General features: G+C 40.7%; 16 protein-coding genes. 8 read left to right on the top strand and 8 right to left on the bottom strand.

All coding sequences use genetic code 11. From position 1 onward, the window contains the following. Window positions 1–98: 98 nt before the first annotated feature. The 7 genes from bamA to lpxB are packed head-to-tail and all read left to right on the top strand — an operon-like array spanning window position 99 to window position 7,274. The gene (gene bamA / locus E1160_RS04900) at window positions 99–2,396 is read left to right on the top strand and encodes an outer membrane protein assembly factor BamA (RefSeq protein ID WP_235914048.1); all 2,298 of its coding nucleotides are present in this window, start codon (window positions 99–101) and stop codon (window positions 2,394–2,396) included. Window positions 2,397–2,411: 15 nt separating this feature from the next. Next, the gene (locus E1160_RS04895; RefSeq protein WP_155153883.1) at window positions 2,412–2,981 is read left to right on the top strand and encodes an OmpH family outer membrane protein; all 570 of its coding nucleotides are present in this window, start codon (window positions 2,412–2,414) and stop codon (window positions 2,979–2,981) included. After that, entirely contained in the window at window positions 2,981–3,994 is a 1,014-nt protein-coding gene (gene lpxD, locus E1160_RS04890; protein WP_155153882.1) for a UDP-3-O-(3-hydroxymyristoyl)glucosamine N-acyltransferase, read from the top strand. Before E1160_RS04895 ends, lpxD begins: the two co-directional genes overlap by 1 nt. Window positions 3,995–3,997: 3 nt before the next feature. Further along, window positions 3,998–4,462 carry a 3-hydroxyacyl-ACP dehydratase FabZ gene (gene fabZ, locus E1160_RS04885; RefSeq protein WP_155153881.1) on the top strand — a complete coding sequence of 155 codons (465 nt, stop codon included), beginning with the start codon at window positions 3,998–4,000 and terminating at the stop codon, window positions 4,460–4,462. Window position 4,463: 1 nt separating this feature from the next. Beyond that, window positions 4,464–5,264: an acyl-ACP--UDP-N-acetylglucosamine O-acyltransferase gene (gene lpxA, locus E1160_RS04880; RefSeq protein ID WP_155153880.1), complete on the top strand. Its 801-nt coding sequence runs from the start codon at window positions 4,464–4,466 to the stop codon at window positions 5,262–5,264. A gap of 3 nt (window positions 5,265–5,267) precedes the next feature. Next, window positions 5,268–6,110 carry an LpxI family protein gene (locus E1160_RS04875; RefSeq protein WP_155153879.1) on the top strand — a complete coding sequence of 281 codons (843 nt, stop codon included), beginning with the start codon at window positions 5,268–5,270 and terminating at the stop codon, window positions 6,108–6,110. Between the two features lie 3 nt (window positions 6,111–6,113). Beyond that, window positions 6,114–7,274, top strand: a complete 1,161-nt coding sequence (gene lpxB / locus E1160_RS04870) for a lipid-A-disaccharide synthase (protein WP_155153878.1) — start codon at window positions 6,114–6,116, stop codon at window positions 7,272–7,274. A 99-nt stretch (window positions 7,275–7,373) separates the two neighbouring features. Here the strand turns inward: lpxB and gltA are convergent, their stop codons facing one another. After that, a complete protein-coding gene (gene gltA / locus E1160_RS04865; RefSeq protein WP_155153877.1) occupies window positions 7,374–8,681 on the bottom strand; it encodes a citrate synthase in 1,308 nt (435 codons plus the stop codon). 195 nt (window positions 8,682–8,876) lie between these two features. Then, the gene (gene gltX, locus E1160_RS04860) at window positions 8,877–10,262 is read right to left on the bottom strand and encodes a glutamate--tRNA ligase (protein WP_155153876.1); all 1,386 of its coding nucleotides are present in this window, start codon (window positions 10,260–10,262) and stop codon (window positions 8,877–8,879) included. Window positions 10,263–10,433: 171 nt separating this feature from the next. On the opposite strand from gltX, the gene E1160_RS04855 reads away from it, so the two are divergent. Then, window positions 10,434–12,611, top strand: coding sequence for a ComEC/Rec2 family competence protein (locus tag E1160_RS04855; protein ID WP_155153875.1), 2,178 nt, complete (start codon window positions 10,434–10,436; stop codon window positions 12,609–12,611). 43 nt (window positions 12,612–12,654) lie between these two features. On the opposite strand, the gene lexA is transcribed toward E1160_RS04855, so the two are convergent. From lexA to E1160_RS04825, 6 genes are all read right to left on the bottom strand, one after another. Further along, complete coding sequence (gene lexA / locus E1160_RS04850) at window positions 12,655–13,350, bottom strand: transcriptional repressor LexA (protein ID WP_155153874.1); 696 nt, start codon at window positions 13,348–13,350, stop codon at window positions 12,655–12,657. A 203-nt stretch (window positions 13,351–13,553) separates the two neighbouring features. After that, entirely contained in the window at window positions 13,554–14,771 is a 1,218-nt protein-coding gene (locus E1160_RS04845) for a molybdopterin molybdotransferase MoeA (RefSeq protein ID WP_155153873.1), read from the bottom strand. 15 nt (window positions 14,772–14,786) lie between these two features. Further along, a complete protein-coding gene (gene moaC, locus E1160_RS04840) occupies window positions 14,787–15,263 on the bottom strand; it encodes a cyclic pyranopterin monophosphate synthase MoaC (RefSeq protein WP_155153872.1) in 477 nt (158 codons plus the stop codon). A 10-nt stretch (window positions 15,264–15,273) separates the two neighbouring features. Continuing rightward, window positions 15,274–16,071: an indole-3-glycerol phosphate synthase TrpC gene (trpC, locus tag E1160_RS04835; RefSeq protein ID WP_155153871.1), complete on the bottom strand. Its 798-nt coding sequence runs from the start codon at window positions 16,069–16,071 to the stop codon at window positions 15,274–15,276. Then, on the bottom strand, window positions 16,071–17,093 hold the full coding sequence (gene trpD, locus E1160_RS04830) for an anthranilate phosphoribosyltransferase (RefSeq protein WP_235914047.1): 1,023 nt from the start codon (window positions 17,091–17,093) through the stop codon (window positions 16,071–16,073). The genes trpC and trpD overlap by 1 nt, the downstream gene beginning before the upstream one ends. Before the next feature lie 38 nt (window positions 17,094–17,131). After that, a complete protein-coding gene (locus E1160_RS04825; RefSeq protein WP_155153870.1) occupies window positions 17,132–17,704 on the bottom strand; it encodes an anthranilate synthase component II in 573 nt (190 codons plus the stop codon). Window positions 17,705–17,862: the final 158 nt, after the last annotated feature.

Genomic DNA, 17,862 nt, shown 5'->3' with positions numbered 1-17,862 from the left:
CTTATTTTAATAAGATCTTGATTGGTTAGATTTGAGTTGAAATGAAATCAATTTTTAAATCCTCTGTTTTATCTGTGTCGTTGTTATGCGGAACTGTTTTGTCATCCTCAATAGTTAATGCGCAATCTGTTCCTCTTGTTCCTCCTACTAATTCTCAGGCTGAGGAAGAAACCGTTGACCAAAACGTAGATGGTCCAATCTTGCAAGAGATTGTGATTTCGGGGCTTCAACGTATTGAGGAAGAAACCATCCTTACTTATTTAAGCTTGCGTGAGGGAAAACCGTATACTGCAAATACAGTTAATCAATCGTTGAAAAAGCTGTTTGCGACCGGTTTATTTGCTGATGTTTCAATCGTTCAACTTAATCAAAACTCTTTGGAAATTAAGGTTGTAGAAAATCCTATTATTAACCGGGTTGCCTATGAAGGTAATTTGCGTGTTAAAGATGAAATTTTAGAATCTGAAACTCAACTTCGTCCGCGTGTCGTTTATACCAGAACCCGTGTTCAAAATGACGTAAAACGTATTCTGGATGTCTATCGTCGTAGAGGGCGCTATGCGGCAAAGGTAGTTCCAAAAATTATACAATTGGATCAAAACCGTGTGGATCTTGCTTTTGAAATCGAAGAAGGGCCGGATTCAGGCGTTCATAAAATTAGTTTTGTTGGAAATGACTATTTTGATGATGATGCACTTGCGAGTGAATTATTAACACGCCAGACACGCTGGTATAGTTTTTTATCTGACGCTGATACCTATGATCCAGATAAGTTAACTTTTGATCGTGAATTGCTTCGTCGCTATTATCTGAAAAATGGCTTTGCTGACTTCCGAGTTGTATCTGCTGTGGCTGAGTTAAGTGAGGATCGTACTGGTTTCTTCATTACTTTTACCGTTGAAGAGGGGGATCGCTACTCGTTTGGGGAGTACGAAATATCATCTTCTTTAAAAGGCGTTAATGTTGAATCTTTATACGAATATGTAGATATTGATGTTGGTGATTGGTATAATGCAAATATTCTTGAAGATAATGTTGATGCAATTACAGAAGAGCTAAATCGTCAAGGTTTTGCTTTTGTTGATGTTTATCCAGAGATCAATAGAAATACGGATGATGATATCATCAATATCAATTTTAAAATTTCCGAAGCGCCTAAAGTTTATGTAGATCGTATTGAGATACGTGGAAATGTACGGACAAAAGATGAAGTTATTCGTCGTGAATTCCGTTTGGTAGAAGGCGATGCATTTAATACTTCCAAATTGAGGCGCTCTCGCCAGCGCATTACAGATTTAGGTTACTTTAAGAACGTAGAGGTTAACAACGTTCCTGGACAGTCGCCAAATCATACCGTTATTCAAGTTGATGTGGAAGAACAATCAACAGGTGAGTTAAGTTTGGGTGGTGGTTTTTCTACTACTGCGGGCCTATTGGCTGAAGTGGCCGTTGAAGAACGTAATTTACTTGGTCGTGGTCAACATTTACGTGTTGCAACGCAGTTGGGGCAAGAAGAGTCAAAGATTGACGTTTCGTTTACTGAACCTTACTTCCTTGACCGTGAAGGTTTATCTGCAGGTATTGATGTGTTCTTAGTGGAAGAAGATAATCAGGATACCTCTTCATCTGATAATAGCGAAAAAGGTTTTCGTTTGCGTACTGGTTACGATTTGACCCAATACTGGCGTCAAAATTTGAACTTCCGTGTCGCGAATGAAGAGGTTACTAATGTTGCATCCGACGCTTCTATTTACGTGAAAGCAGATGAAGGCGAACGTACGGTAGTAAGTGTTGGCCATACCACTGCATATGATAGATTGAATAGCAGAATTAGTCCTACCGATGGGTATATTTTCTCATTTAGTAATGATTTTGCAGGCTTAGCCGGCGACGTTGATTATTTTAGTTCGACTGTGAGAGCTTCTAATTATGTTTCCTTCCTGGAGGAGGATTTTGTCCTAGAGCTTTCTGCTTCAGCATCAAATATTGTTGGTTTAAACGATCAGGATGTACGTTTGAATGATCGCTGGTATGCTGGCGGCGCAAACTTCCGTGGTTTTGACAATGCTGGTATCGGCCCCCGTGATACAGCGACTAGCGACGCCTTAGGTGGTAAAAATAGATGGCTCGCTACAGCCGAACTAGATTTCCCAATCGGTGTTCCAAAAGAGTTTGGATTAACAGCATCGGTGTTTACAGATTTAGGATCTGTATGGTCAACGGAGGAAAACGGATCTAATGTGGCTGATGACACATCAATTCGTAGTTCAGTTGGTGTTGGTTTTAATTGGGAGTCACCTTTGGGACCAATGAGATTTGATTTTGCCCAGGCTATTCAAAAAGAAGATTATGATGAGACGGAAATTTTCCGCTTTAGTTTTGGTACACGCTTCTAGGATAAAGGTTTAGTCATGATCAAAATTTTAAAGAGTATTTTTATTGGGCTTTCCTTTTTTGTTTTATTTGTTAGCTCTGGCTACGCACAAGGGATGAATAACCCGAAAACTGCTGTGATCAATATTGAACGTGTTGAAAGAAGCAGTAATGCATGGAAGTCATTGAGTGAGCAAGTGGAAGCGCAACGTATTGCGTTTCAACAAGAAGTGAGTTCTAGTCAGGCAGAATTACAAAATAAAGCTAGAGAGTTAGAAGGACAGCGTTCTATTTTGTCGCCGGATGTTTTTGCTCAAAAAGAACAAGAATTTCTGCAAGAACGCGTGAATTTGGAGCGTCAAATTAATGAACGCAAAAAGATTTTAGATCAATCATTTGCAAAAGGTCGTCAGCAAATTCGCACGTCCTTAAACAAAGTATTAGTTAAGTATTCGAATGATAATCAACTGGATTTAGTGTTAAGCCGTGGTCGTACTCAAGGCGTCGTCTATTTCGCAAATCTTGAAAAACTCGATATTAGTGAAGCGATTCTTAATTTGTTGAATACTGAAATATCTAGTGTTGATTTAACTGCTGGACAACAATAATGACAGAAAATCGCTTTTTCGTTCCAGAAGGGCCTTTTTCTATCAGTTCTTTTGCAGAAGATATAAAGGTATCTTTTTCTTCTTCAAAAGATGTTACATTTTCTGATGTCGCACCACTATCGACCGCCACGAGGGAACAAATAAGTTTTTTAGATAACTCTAAATATGTAAAGGACTTAGAGACCACAGAAGCTGGAGCAGTGATTTTAAAAGAAGAATATGCCGATAAAGTCCCTGAAGGATGCATAGCTCTTATTTCTCAAAACCCCCATTTCAGTTTTGCTTTGCTGTCTCAACGATTTTATCCACTTCCTCAAATCAGGGATAAAATATCTGATAGGGCTTATATCGATCCTACGGCAAAGATTGCAGATGGATGTCAGATTGATGCTGGCGCATGGATTGGTCCCAATGTAGAAATAGGTGTCGGTTGCCATATTGGGCCAAATGCTGTGGTTCATGAATCCGTAATTATTGGCGCCCATAGTCGCATTGGTAGCAATGTGAGTTTGGAATGTTGCCAAATAGGTATGTTTGCTAATATTCACTCAGGTGTGAGAATTGGAACACGTGGATTTGGATTTGCTATTGATCCATCAGGTTTTGAGGATGTGCCCCAAACAGGCCGTGTATTAATTGGGAGCCGAGTTGAAATTGGTGCTAATAGCACCGTGGATAGGGGGATGGGACCTGACACGGTTATTGGTGATGGTTGTAAAATCGATAATCTTATTCACATTGCGCATAATGTAAAACTTGGAAGAGGTTGCGTGATGGCGGCTATGTCTGGTATTGCAGGCAGCACAGAGCTTGGTGATTTTGTGGTTTGCGGTGCTCAATCAGGATTAAGCGGACATTTAAAAATCGGTACTGGTGTTCAGATAGCAGCACGCGCCGGTGTGACGAAAGATTTGGCAGCGGGAAGTATTGTTGGCGGTTTTCCTGCGGAACCTATTAAAACATGGCGTAAGCGACATGCCATAACAACACGATTAATGAAGAAAAAGGGGTAACCCATGTCTGAGACAGACAACGAATATTTAAAGGATATCGACGTTTTAAAGATTATGGATCGTATTCCACATCGTTATCCATTTCTTTTAGTTGATAAAATTGAGGCTATCGAACCATATGAATGGGCAATTGGGGTGAAAGGTGTAACTGCGTCAGAACCACATTTCCAAGGACATTTCCCTCAAAAACCAATTATGCCCGGTGTCTTAATTGTTGAGGCTATGGCCCAGACAGCTGGCGTTATGGTTGTTTCTAGTCTTGGTAAAGAATCCGAAGGTAAATTAGTTTACTTTATGTCGATTGATGAGGCCAAGTTCCGTCGCCCGGTAGTACCAGGTGATCTTCTAAAACTTCATGTAAGTAAAAAACAGCAACGAGGTCCAGTCTGGAAATTTGAAGCAAAGGCAACTGTAGATGATCAAGTTGTTGCCGAAGCCAGTTTTGCCGCAATGATCCGGGACGCATAAAATGACCAACATTCATCCAACCGCTGTTATTGACCCAAAGGCAGAACTGGATAGTGAGGTTACTGTCGGGCCATTTTGTGTAATTGGTCCCGAAGTCAAACTTAGTAAAGGTGTGAAGTTACATTCACACGTCGTGGTAGATGGCATCACATCTATTGACGAAGCTACGGAGATTTTTCCTTTCGCTTCAATAGGTACAGTCCCACAGGATTTGAAGTTTGGTGGTGAACGTGTTGAGCTTATTATTGGTAAAAATAATAAGATTCGTGAACATGCAACAATGAATCCTGGAACAGAAGGTGGCGGCTCTATTACGCGTGTAGGTGATAACGGGTTGTTTATGATCGGTACTCATGTTGCTCATGATTGTATTATTGGTAATAACGTGATTTTGGCTAATAACGCGACTTTGGCTGGCCATGTCGAGTTGGGTGACTTTGCTATAGTCGGTGGATTATCAGCCGTTCATCAATTTGTTCGTATTGGTGAACATGCGATGATTGGTGGAATGTCTGGTGTTGAAAGTGATGTAATCCCTTATGGTTCGGTTACTGGCGAAAGAGCTAATTTATCTGGCTTGAATTTGATTGGATTGAAGCGTCGTGGTTTTGCTAAATCAGATATTCATGCAATTCGCGCTACATATAAGTTTCTCTTTGGCGAAGGTGAGGGTGTATTAAAGGAACGTATATCCCTGATCGATGATGAATTGAAAACTGTTTCTGCGGTAAAAGATATTTTAGACTTCTTGACTGAAGAAACCTCTCGTGGATTTACAACGCCTGCCACTCAAGGCGATTAAACTATGACGACCACTGCAAAGGCAAAGCTTGGTATTATTGCAGGTAGTGGTCGTTTACCGTTGCGATTAATTGACGCCTGTATAAAAGAAAATAGGCCTTATTTTGTAATAGCCTTAGAAGGGCAGGCGAAACCTGAAGACTATCGTGGTCATCCATTCGAAATCGTTCGCATTGGGGCTGCAGGTAAATCTATCAAGTTATTCAAGCAACATGATGTAAGTGATATCATTATGGCAGGGCCTGTAAAGCGCCCAAGTATCGCAGCTTTGCGTCCAGATGGTACAGCATTAAAATTTATTATGAAAACAGGCGCGATGAAGCAAGGTGATGATGGCCTTCTTTCAGCACTCATTAAGTTCTTGGAAAAAGATCATGGTTTTAGGGTGGTCGGCGTCGAAGACATCTTGCAAGATACAATGCATGGTGAGGGAGCTTTAGGGATTCACCGCCCAGATAAACAAGCTTGGGATGATATTAAAAAGGGGGTTCAAAAGCTTAAAGTACTTGCATCTGCGGATGTAGGGCAGGGATTAGTTATACAGGATGGCTTAGTTCTAGCTGTTGAGGCTATTGAAGGCACTGATGCCATGATCAGAAGGTGCAAAGATTTAAAAAGACCCGGGACCAATCCTATATTAGTTAAACTTCGCAAAATTGGTCAGGAAACACGTGCTGACCTTCCTACAATGGGTGTTGATACCATTATAAATGCATATGAAAGTGGCATTTTTGGGATTGCCTTTGATGGCGGAGGCATGATTATCATGGACAAAGAAGATGTCATCGATAAAGCGAATGAATTAGGGGTGTTTTTACAGGCAATAGATCAAGAGGCGGATGGTTAACTCATGCGTGACAAGCCACTTATTTTTGTTGTTGCAGGAGAAGCGTCTGGAGATGCTTTAGGTGCACGCTTGATGAAAGCGATGAAACGTCAATCAAATAACCACGTTGATTTTATTGGTATTGGTGGCCCAATGATGAGCGCCGAAGGTCTCAACAGTCTTTTTCCCATGGAAGAATTATCACTTATGGGAATATTTGAAATTCTGCCCCATATCCGCCAATTAAGAAAACGAGTTTTACAAGCTGCATCCGTTGTTAATGATCAAAAACCAGATGCGGTTGTAACGATCGACTCTCCCGGGTTCGCTCATGCCTTTATCAAACGTGTTGAAGTTAAAACGACAAAAATTCATTATGTTGCACCTTCCGTATGGGCTTGGAAGCCAAAACGAGTTTTTAAATTCAAAGAACATTATGATCATATTTTAGCATTACTTCCATTTGAGCCACCATATTTTGAGAAGGTAGGATTACCATGCCATTTTGTGGGGCATTCAATTCTTGAAAGTGGTGCGGATCAAGGAGATGGTGCCTCTTTTCGTCATAGGTTCAGTATTCCAGAAAAAGCAAAGTTGCTCTCTGTTCTACCAGGCAGCAGAAAAGGGGAGGTAACTAGGTTATTACCTGTATTTGCTGAAGCAGTTTCCAAGTTGGTTGATGATATTCCAAAACTACACTGCGTTATACCTGCTGTACCACATTTACATGATCATATTATTGAGTCTACAACCGAATGGCCATGTCCTGTTTTGGTCATTCCTGCTAAAGATCAGAAACTGAAATATGATTCTATGGCTGCATCTAATGCAGCATTAGCGGCATCAGGTACGGTTGCTTTAGAAATGGCTATGGCAGAGGTGCCGACGATAATCGCCTATAAAATATCACCTTTAACCCATTTTTTAGTGCGCAGATTTATCAAAGTAGATTTTGGTCATCTACTTAATATTCTTGCAAATCATATGATCGTTCCAGAATTTATCCAGCGTCATTGTAAGGCAAAAAATTTGGTACGTGCCTTAAATGAAATATTGGAAGATGGAAAAGGTAAATTGCAAATTATTGAATTAAAACAGGAGCTAAAAAAGCTTTCCGTAGATGGAAGTTTACCAAGCGAAGTAGCTGCAAGAGCGGTATTATCTATCATTCAAAAGAGGAATTAAATTCTACCTGCTCTTATAGTTGATAGATTTTTACTACTAAATCAAAAAAAAACGGGATTGAATATACTTCAATCCCGTTTTGATGCTTAGCTTAAAATCTTATCGATCTTTGCATTCAACAAATGCACGACGATCATGACCTTTAAACAACTGACGTGGTCGGCCAATTTTCTGATTTGGATCAGTAATCATCTCGTTCCATTGTGCAACCCAGCCAACAGTGCGCGCCAAAGCAAATAACACAGTAAACATACTTGTCGGGAAGCCAATAGCTTTCAAAATAATGCCAGAATAGAAATCTACATTCGGGAATAATTTACGTTGTACGAAATATTCATCCTCAAGTGCAATTTTTTCTAATTCCATTGCAAGTTCAAGAAGTGGGTCATCCACACCAAGTTCCTCAAGAACCTCATGACAGGATTGTTTCAATACACCTGCACGTGGGTCGGTGTTTTTGTAAACACGATGACCAAAACCCATAAGACGGAATGGATCATTCTTATCCTTCGCGCGTGCGATGAATTCAGGAATATTATCTTTATGACCAATTTGGTTCAGCATATTTAATACGGCTTCATTTGCACCACCATGTGCAGGACCCCAAAGAGAGGAAATACCCGCTGCAATACACGCAAATGGATTGGCACCTGAAGAACCAGCAATACGCACTGTAGACGTAGAGGCATTTTGCTCATGATCAGCATGAAGTATGAAAATACGATCCATGGCACGTTCCACTGCCGGGGAAATTTTATATTCTTCGGCCGGTACAGAGAAGGTCATATTTAAGAAGTTCGCCGCATAGCTCAACTCGTTCTTAGGATATACAAAAGGCTGCCCAATTGAATATTTATATGCCATCGCCGCAATGGTTGGCATCTTTGCAATCATACGATAAGATGCAACCATACGCTGATGTGGGTCGTTAACATCTGTACTATCGTGATAGAAAGAGGAAAGAGCCCCTACCACACCGACCATAATTGCCATTGGATGAGCGTCACGACGGAAACCGCGATAGAAGTTCATCATTTGCTCATGCAACATAGAATGGTATGTTACTGTATGTTCAAACTCTTTTTTCTGATCTGCGTTTGGCAATTCACCATTTAATAGAAGATAGCATACTTCCATAAAACTGGAATTTTCCGCTAAATCTTCAATTGAATAGCCACGATGTAATAACACGCCTTCATCGCCATCAATATAGGTGATCGCGGAATCACAAGAACCAGTAGATGTAAAACCTGGATCATATGTGAAATAGCCTGTATCCGCATATAAGCGGCGAATATCAATAACATCCGGACCAACCGTACCACTTAGTACTGGTAGGTCATAGCTTTTCCCTGTTGCGTGGTCTGTAAGTGTGACAAATTTCTTATCAGAAGTATCCTGACTCATAGTCTCGGGCCTCCTCAGCTTTGTTTATGTTCATCGCAAAAATGCGGCCAGGGATGGTCGCATTTAAAATTTGCAATGTCGTTAGTTGCATATTTTATATAATAAAATTTTGCGCTGCACAATGGGCCAAGGCTATGAAATTGATTAAATATTTCTTAATCAATCCAAAAAGTCAGGGTTTCTGCAGGTTTCAGCTTAAAGGCATCTTAACCGTTCGATGGTCTCTTTTTTGCCAAATACATACATGACCTCAAACATACTTGGTGAAGAATTGGAACCTGTAAGTATTGCACGGATGGGTTGCATGACTTTTCCGAGCCCTAATTCTTTAGTTTCTGAGAATGCTTTTAAAGCTTCTTCGAGGCTTTCAACGGTCCAGTTTTCTAAACTGTCAAGTAAATCAGAAACCTCAGACATAAGTGCTGGCGTATCTTCTTTAATAAGTTTGGCTGCCTTTTGGTTTTCTAATGGGAAAGTAGGACGTGCTGCATAAAACTTGGCTGAATCTGCGAGTTCCAAAATGTTTTTAGCGCGGGATTTCAGGCCTTCCATTCCATTTAACATCCAATCTTTTGCTTCATCAGATATTTCTCCGAGATGAGGAAGGATCAGTTCTAGTAAACGTTTTTCGCTCGCTTCACGAATATAATGACCGTTCAGATTTTCTAGCTTGGCAAAATCAAAACGTGAAGCACCTTTACCAACCGCATCAAGATCAAACCATTCGATTGCTTTGTCTTGGGGAATGATTTCCTCGTCTCCGTGGCTCCAGCCGAGACGAAGGAGGTAGTTGTTAAGGGCTTCAGGTAGATAACCCATTTCATCACGATATGCTTCTACGCCTAACGCTCCATGGCGTTTAGAGAGTTTTGCACCATCCGGGCCGTGAATAAGGGGGATGTGCCCAAATGTCGGCACATCCCAGCCCATAGCGTTATATAACTGATACTGACGAAAAGCGTTGGTAAGATGGTCATCTCCACGAATAATATGAGTTACGCCCATATCATGATCATCTACAACCACGGATAACATATAAGTTGGCGTACCATCTGCACGCAGAAGAACAAAATCATCTAATTGTTCATTTTTTATGGTTACAGATCCTTGAACAGCATCTGTTATAGTTGTTTCACCATCACGTGGCATTTTGATGCGTACAACAGGGGCTACTCCTTCAGGAGCTTCCGAAGGGGTACGATCACGCCATGTACCATCATAGCCTACAGGGCGACCTTCTTCTTTGGCATTTTCACGCATTTCAGCTAATTCTTCAGGGGAACAATAACAGTTATATGCTTTACCTTCTGCCAATAACTGCTTTGCGACTTCGGCGTGACGATTGGCATTTTGAGATTGAAAAATTGGTTTGTCATCTGCGCCTAGCCCAAGCCAATTCAAACCATCTAGAATGGCGTCAATTGCTTCATCAGTGGAGCGTTTTTTGTCTGTATCCTCGATACGTAGAAGGTATTTGCCACCGTGGTGACGTGCAAAAAGCCAGTTAAACAAGGCTGTACGGGCACCGCCGATATGAAGAAAACCGGTTGGGGAAGGGGCAAAACGTGTGACTACAGACATAATGTTTTCCTGAAAGATGAAGGATTTAACTGATTAAAATTATTTCTAGGCCGGGGTTTAGCATATTTATCTAGTAAAATGCAAAAGGGTAATTCCCATAATTGCTGCTCTTTTCTCTTAATTTTAGTTGAGGTAATGTAAAGCTATACAAATTGAGGGGGGCGATGTTGGTTGCAAGTCCATAAACAATTTCTTTATTCCTTTTATATTAGGATATTCCCATCACTACGTGCTTGGCTCTCAGAAATAATCGCTATTGAATTACATCGGTTTAATATTTGGCGTCCTGTATTTCTTGGAATTGGTATTCTGATTTATTTCAACGCAAATTTATCCGTTTCCTCAATATGGGAAGTTGTTTGGATTGTTGTTCCTTTACTCTTTTTTGTTTATCTCTGCATTAAACATATTTCTTCTTATTTACGAATAGGAATTGGGATACTTCTTTTAACTCTTTCTGGATTTTACTTAGTAGAGTTGCGAAGCTACCTTGTTGAAGCTCCTGTAATAAAGGAGGAAATAAGGCATGCCCCTATCGAGGGAGTCGTTCGGTCTATAGAGACCTACGAAAATAGAGCTCGAATTATAATTTCAGATTTATTCATTGAGAAATTAGATTTTCAGGAAACACCCCGTAAAGTCAGGCTATCTATTCCATTTTCACATATGATAGAAGATTTGAGAATTGGGGACAGGGTTTCATTGACCGCTAGTCTACGTCCACCGCCACTACCTTCAGTGCCGGGGAGCCATGATTTTGCTAGAATGGCTTGGTTTAAAGGTATAGGAGGCATTGGATATAGTACTGGCAAAATGGACTTATTGAATAAGCCAGAGAGTCAAAACTATTGGGATAAGTTTATGCTGACATTATCTGATTACAGATATCATGTTACGCAAAAATATTCAGCGCCAAGTCTTTCCCAAAATGATGCTTTACCAGGTTTAAGGGCCGCATTGGTTACAGGGCAGAGAAGTCAGATAACGCCAGAAACTTACGATATGATAAGAGATTCTGGGCTTGCACATTTACTAGCAATTTCTGGCTTACATCTAGGCTTGATTGCTGTATTGGTTTTTGGTGGCATTAGATTATTCTTATCCTTTTTTTCTTCTATCGTATTAAATATCAATACAAAAAAAATTGCTGCTTATTGTGCAATTTTCATTTGTTTCGGATATATGCTTTTATCAGGAATGACTGTTCCGAGTCAGCGTGCGTTTTTAATGATCAGTATTGCCTTTATAGGTGTTATTCTTGATCGTAATGTTATTTCCTTGCGTCTCGTTTCATTTGCAGCATTTGTTATTTTAATTTTATATCCAGAATCCATATTATCAGCCAGTTTCCAATTATCTTTCGCTGCGGTAGTTGGTTTGGTATCTGTTTATGAAACTAGCTATATGAAATCCTTATATACCCACTTTCAACAAAGCTATATAAAACGGTTAATCGGATATTCACTGTTTTTATGTATAACAACTATAGTGGCGACCTTGGCCACTGCGCCGTTATCCACTTATCACTTTGGTCAAATAGCAAGCTATGGGATAATAGGAAATTTGATCGCTGTTCCTTTAATGGGGCTTATTGTTATGCCATCTGCCCTGTTGGCTTTTGTCCTAATGCCATTCGGTTTAGAAATCATTGGACTATATGGTATGGATTTTGGTTTAACTATTATTTTAAAGATAGCTTCATGGGTCACACAATTAGATGGCGCAGTTATTCAGATTGCTCAATATGACGGCATAATTCTAGCTATTATAATATTTTCTTGCCTTTGGTTATGTTTATGGAAAAGCATTATACGATTTTATGCGATACCTTTTTCTATTCTAATGTTTTTGTTGTTCTATCAGCCACTTAACAAAGAAATATTAATTACATCTCAAGAACGTTTATTTGGTGTTAAGCTAGCTAGGGCAGAGGCTTATATAGTAACTTCAGGGCGATATCGGTTTATTAAAGATCGATGGAGAGAACGTTGGGCCGTAAAAGAGTTGAAGCCTCTCTCTGACTTAGAGAGAGAAATTGATTATACACCACTTGATACTGATGAAGATGTATGTGCAACAGACGGTTGTAGATTTTCTCTGGGTAATCAATTGGTCTTTTACACAACATTAAGAGCAACCGCCTTAGCAACGTGCAGCATGCCACATAGCATCGTGATCTATCCATCTGGTTTTGTTAACTGTAAGAATAAGAAAACACTATTTATAGATCGTGGAGATTTAATACGTAATGGTGGATATTTGATTTCCTCTGTTGCTGGAAACATCAATATCAGAAATGTTATGGAAGAGAGGTCAAACTATCCGTGGCAATTAGCCAGAAATAAATAAGGGAGCAAATAATGCTCCCTCATGACACCGTAATGTTAAGTATTTAATATTTACGCAGTAAACCAACAAGTCGGCCCTGTACATCTACTTGGTCAGGACCATAAACTTGAGTCCGGTATTTTGCATTAGCGGGTTCTAGTTCAATTTGACCTGCATTTTTTATGAAACGTTTTAAAGTAACTTCTTCATGTTCAACAAGTGCGACGACAATGTCGCCGTTAACTGCAGTTTCTGTACGCTCAATGATAACCGTGTCCCCATCAAGGATACCTGCTTCCACCATTGAATCTCCATCAACTTCCAGCGCGTAATGGTCGCCTTTACCCAATAAAGTCACAGGCACCTCAACAAGCATGGATTGATCGCGTAATGCTTCAATAGGTGTACCTGCAGCAATACGTCCATATAATTGCAATTGAACGGAGTTGCCGCTGCCGCGTAACATGGACTTACGTGTTCCTAATTCCTGGCGGCGGATGCTTTCTACACGACGGTTACGCACAGGCAACTCTTCAGGTGAGGTATTTTCAGGAAGTTTAATAACCTCCAATGCGCGAGCACGGTGAGGAAGACGACGTAGAAAACCGCGTTCTTCCAACCCTGTAATCAACCGATGAATACCGGATTTGGATTTAAGTTCAAGGGCGTCTTTCATTTCATCAAAAGAAGGGGATACACCAGAATTCTGAAGTCGTTCATGAATGAATAGCAATAAATCATATTGTTTGCGCGTCAGCATTTTATTTTCTCCCGACTACCAAGTTCTTTAGGATTTGTTCTTTTAATGAATTGAAATGGCAATCAATTTAGATGTAAAGAATAGGTAGTTATGTAGAACAAACTGTAAACTAACACTGTTCTACTTGTGTTCGCATATACTGTCAAGCGCTTGTTGATATTTTGATTTCGTAATGAAAAGTTGTATTTGAATATCAATCTCTTCTATAACGAAAGTAGGCTATTCGGTAACTCTAATATTTCAACCGTATCGCCTTTTTTTACCGCTTTTGCAAAAGGTGGGCGAATAACCAGTGCTTGGGCATTCGCTAATTTTGCAAGCATTGCACTATCTTGTTTTGAATATGGTGTAGCAATTAATTCGCCATTATCTCCGATATCAATGATTGAGCGAAGGTAATCCTCCCGTTGATCATTCTCATCAAGATCACAACCAAGTTTCGCCATTTTCTTTGAATGAAAGATTTCCGCATCTAGTCCAAGCATTTTAGCAAGAGCCGGGGCAACAAACATGACGGAACAAACAAGCGTTGATACAGGATTTCCTGGTAATCCAAGCATGGGTGTTCGATTTAACTGGCCAAAAATTAAAGGCTTACCCGGACGCATCGCAATTTTATAAAAATTAATATCCAGACCATTTTCACCTAAAACAGATCGAATAAGATCGTGATCACCAACAGATGCACCACCTGTCGTTATTAACAAATCAGCCGAAGCTGCACCTGCTGCCATATTTTTCAGACTTTCAGGGGTATCCTTTGCAACACCTAGCAGGATTGGTTCTCCGCCAAGAGTTTTGACGGCCGCAGCCAAACCCAAACTATTAGAACTTACAACCTGATTAGGGCCGATTGGGTCTCCTGGCATTACCACTTCATCGCCTGTGGCAAGAATAGCAACTTTCGGTTTCTTATGCACCATGATCCATGGTCGGTTCATAGCAGCAGCAAGGGCCACATCACGGGCAGTCAATAAACGCCCTTTTTGTAATAAAACATCGCCTTCAACAAAATCCAGACCTGCCGGGCGAATAAAGCGTCCTTCCGGTTCTGATTGAAGGATAGTTACTTGCTCACCCTCGCGTTCAGTATTCTCTTGTATTACGATACAATCAGCCCCTTTGGGTACGGGGCCACCAGTAAAGATACGTATAGCTTCACCGGATTTTACTTCAGCATTATAAGAGCCACCTGCGGGAGCTTCACCAGCAACTGAAAGATTTGCTGGTACAGATTGGATATCAGTATGTTTAACTGCGTATCCGTCCATCGCAGAGACATCCATTGGTGGTTGGGTTCTACGTGCACTCAAATCTTCAGCTAGAACACGCCCAACAGCCTCAGTTAGCGGAATTTGCTCCGCAGGCATGGTTTCAATATTTTCAAGAATATTAGATTGAGCGTCTTTTACTGAGAGCATGAATATGTCCGATAATTATTGAGCCGTATAATCGCCTGATTTACCACCAGCCTTGTGAACGAGACGAATATTAGTAATTTGCATCGATTTCTCAGCAGCCTTTAACATGTCATATACAGTTAAAGCAGCTACAGAAACTGCTGTTAAGGCTTCCATTTCAACACCTGTGCGTCCTTTAAGCTTACAAGTCGCTTCAATATCAACAGCACAATCTTGCTCATTAAGATCCAAAGTAACTTTTACAGATGTTAAGCCGAGGGGATGGCATAAAGGAATAAGATCCGGTGTTTTCTTTGCACCCATGATACCAGCAAGTTGGGCAACCGTTAATGGGTCACCCTTTTTCACATCACCGGCCTTAATTAAGTTTAATGTTTCTGATGACATCAAGACCTGACCACGCGCTGTTGCAACACGTTCTGTAATCTCTTTCGGTGAAACATCCACCATTAAAGCATTACCATCTTGATCGATATGCGTTAAATTTGACATAAATCTTCCTTTAAGCTGTACCAAGCAAGGCTTTAGTTGCCGCGGTTACATCTTCTTTTCGCATTAAAGATTCACCAACTAGAAAACAGCTGGCGCCAATTTTCGACATACGTAGAAGATCATCATGTGAATAGAGGCCACTTTCCGCAACTAAAAGACGACCATCACTCAATACTGTGGAAGCTAATTCTTCTGTTGTGGCTAAATCAATATCTAGTGTTTTCAAATTGCGATTGTTTACGCCCATTAAAGGGGACTTTAATTTCATCGCACGCTCCAGCTCCTCAGCATTGTGAACCTCAATTAGCACATCCATATTTAGGTCATGTGCAACTGTTTCTAGCTCAGATGCTTGGCTATCAGATAAACAGGCCATAATCAGCAATATACAATCAGCATTGATCGCGCGTGCTTCGTATATTTGATAAGGCTCCAACATAAAGTCTTTACGAAGAACCGGCAATTTACAGGCGTCTCGTGCGATCTTCAAGTAATCTTCATGCCCTTGGAAGTAAGGTTGATCGGTTAAGATAGATAAACAGGTCGCACCACCTGCTTCATAGGCTTGGGCTAGTTCTGCTGGCTGAAAATCCTCACGGATCAAACCTTTGGACGGTGATGCTTTCTTAATCTCGGCAATCAATCCATATTCATCAGTATCTGCTTTTGCTTTTAATGCATTATAGAACCCACGTATGGGTAGGGCAGTTTTTGATAATTGCATCATCTCATTTTCTGAGACTTTACTTTTGCAAGATGTTATATGCTTTTGTTTTTCTTCACAAATTTTTGCGAGTACATCACTCATTATTTTAATCCTGCGATTTCTACGAGTTTTGTTAAAGCAGCCTTGGCCTGACCATCATCAATGGATGCAGAAGCAATTGAGATACCATTTTTCATGTCATCTGCCTTACCAGCAACGACCAATGAAGCTGCCGCGTTATATAAAACGACATCCCGATAGGCACCAGTTTCTCCATCAAGCAATCGGGTAATCGCTGTTGCATTCTCTTCTGGTGTTCCGCCACGAAGATCCTCAAGCATGACCTCTTTCAAACCAACATCGGAAGGATGCATTTCAAACTTATTTAATTCACCATTTTTGTATTCACAAATCTGGGACGTTCCGGTTGTACTTAACTCATCAAGTCCGTCAGCACCATGGACAACCCATGCATGTTCTGCCCCTAAATCGCCCAGTGTTTGCGCCATTAGATCAATCGTATCGGCGCGATAGGTACCAATCATATAACGCTTTACAAGGGCTGGATTTGATAACGGGCCAAGTAAATTAAAGATTGTAGGTACCCCCATTTCAATGCGGGTCGGCCCAACGTTACGCATTGCACCATGATGACGTTGCGCCATCAAGAAACCAATATTGGCTTCACGCATTGCTCGTTCAACATTTTCGAATTCAGTATCCAGGTCAAGACCAAGGCAGGCTAGGGCGTCTGCGGTACCGGATTTAGAGGATGAAGCACGATTACCATGTTTAGCCACAGTTACGCCGGCACCAGCGACAACAATTGCTGTTGCTGTTGAAATGTTCAAAGTATGCGCCATATCGCCGCCAGTACCAACAATGTCAATTGCACCTTCAGGAGCTGACACGATATGAGCCTTCGCACGCATGGTTTTAACTGCGCCTGTTATTTCATCCTGCGTCTCACCGCGAAGCTTTAAACCCATTAGAAAAGCGCCCATTTGTGAAGGCGTGGCATCACCAGACATCATAATGTCGAAAGCTTGGGCAGCCTCATCAACGTTAAGGGTCTCATTATTCGCGATTTTTTTCACGAAATGTTTGAAATCAGGCATATCCATTTTTTGATCCGATCTCTCGTTTTATTCCACAGGGACTTTTATTGTTTCGTAATGTTAATGAAGTTTTGCAAGATTGTATGTCCACCTTCAGAGGCAATGCTTTCAGGATGGAATTGAACACCATGCAACTCATAATCACGATGTTGAAGGCCCATAATGACACCATCCTCAGTCTCAGCTGTTACCTCTAAACAATCAGGCAAAGATTCTTTTTCTACAACCAAACTATGGTATCGTGTACATGGAACTTTGCTATTCAGACCTTTAAATACCCCTCTATTATCATGCGTAACGGTTGAGACCTTTCCATGCATTGGCGGGGATAACCGAATGATCTTTCCACCGAAAGCCTGCCCGATAGATTGTAAACCGAGACATACTCCCATCAATGGAATGTTACCTGCTGCTGCTTTGATTAAATCTAAGCAGATACCGGCGCGTTCTGGGTCGCAGGGGCCAGGTGAAATGACAATTCCATCAGGTTGAAGAGCCATAGCGTCATCAACAGTTAGGGCATCATTACGATGAACCACTGTTTCTGCGCCTAATTCGCCCAGATAGTGAACTAAGTTATACGTAAAACTATCGTAATTATCGATCATCAAAAGCATGATTTTACCCTGTAGGAATAGTCAAATTCTCATTTCTTTAAAGAATTTATAACAGCCTTCATCGACCAAACAAGCAGACATCCACACAAGTAAGCTTTTTTTCTATATAATTTGCGAAATGGTTTTAGAATCGCGTAATTTTGCACTGTCTTAGATTT

The sequence above is a fragment of the Curvivirga aplysinae genome, assembly GCF_009711445.1.
Taxonomy (GTDB): domain Bacteria; phylum Pseudomonadota; class Alphaproteobacteria; order UBA8366; family Aestuariispiraceae; genus Curvivirga; species Curvivirga aplysinae.
This window is presented reverse-complemented; position numbering and strand designations above follow the sequence as displayed.

Bases quoted from the DNA above. Each gene is read 5' to 3' on its own strand.
- gltA (WP_155153877.1), bottom strand. From the start codon at position 8,681: ATGAGTCAGGATACTTCTGATAAGAAATTTGTCACACTTACAGACCAC.
- gltX (WP_155153876.1), bottom strand. From the start codon at position 10,262: ATGTCTGTAGTCACACGTTTTGCCCCTTCCCCAACCGGTTTTCTTCAT.
- trpC (WP_155153871.1), bottom strand. From the start codon at position 16,071: ATGAGTGATGTACTCGCAAAAATTTGTGAAGAAAAACAAAAGCATATA.
- lpxD (WP_155153882.1), top strand. From the start codon at position 2,981: ATGACAGAAAATCGCTTTTTCGTTCCAGAAGGGCCTTTTTCTATCAGT.
- trpD (WP_235914047.1), bottom strand. From the start codon at position 17,093: ATGGATATGCCTGATTTCAAACATTTCGTGAAAAAAATCGCGAATAAT.
- lexA (WP_155153874.1), bottom strand. From the start codon at position 13,350: ATGCTGACGCGCAAACAATATGATTTATTGCTATTCATTCATGAACGA.
- E1160_RS04895 (WP_155153883.1), top strand. From the start codon at position 2,412: ATGATCAAAATTTTAAAGAGTATTTTTATTGGGCTTTCCTTTTTTGTT.
- lpxB (WP_155153878.1), top strand. From the start codon at position 6,114: ATGCGTGACAAGCCACTTATTTTTGTTGTTGCAGGAGAAGCGTCTGGA.
- E1160_RS04845 (WP_155153873.1), bottom strand. From the start codon at position 14,771: ATGCTCTCAGTAAAAGACGCTCAATCTAATATTCTTGAAAATATTGAA.
- E1160_RS04825 (WP_155153870.1), bottom strand. From the start codon at position 17,704: ATGCTTTTGATGATCGATAATTACGATAGTTTTACGTATAACTTAGTT.
- lpxA (WP_155153880.1), top strand. From the start codon at position 4,464: ATGACCAACATTCATCCAACCGCTGTTATTGACCCAAAGGCAGAACTG.
- fabZ (WP_155153881.1), top strand. From the start codon at position 3,998: ATGTCTGAGACAGACAACGAATATTTAAAGGATATCGACGTTTTAAAG.
- E1160_RS04875 (WP_155153879.1), top strand. From the start codon at position 5,268: ATGACGACCACTGCAAAGGCAAAGCTTGGTATTATTGCAGGTAGTGGT.
- moaC (WP_155153872.1), bottom strand. From the start codon at position 15,263: ATGTCAAATTTAACGCATATCGATCAAGATGGTAATGCTTTAATGGTG.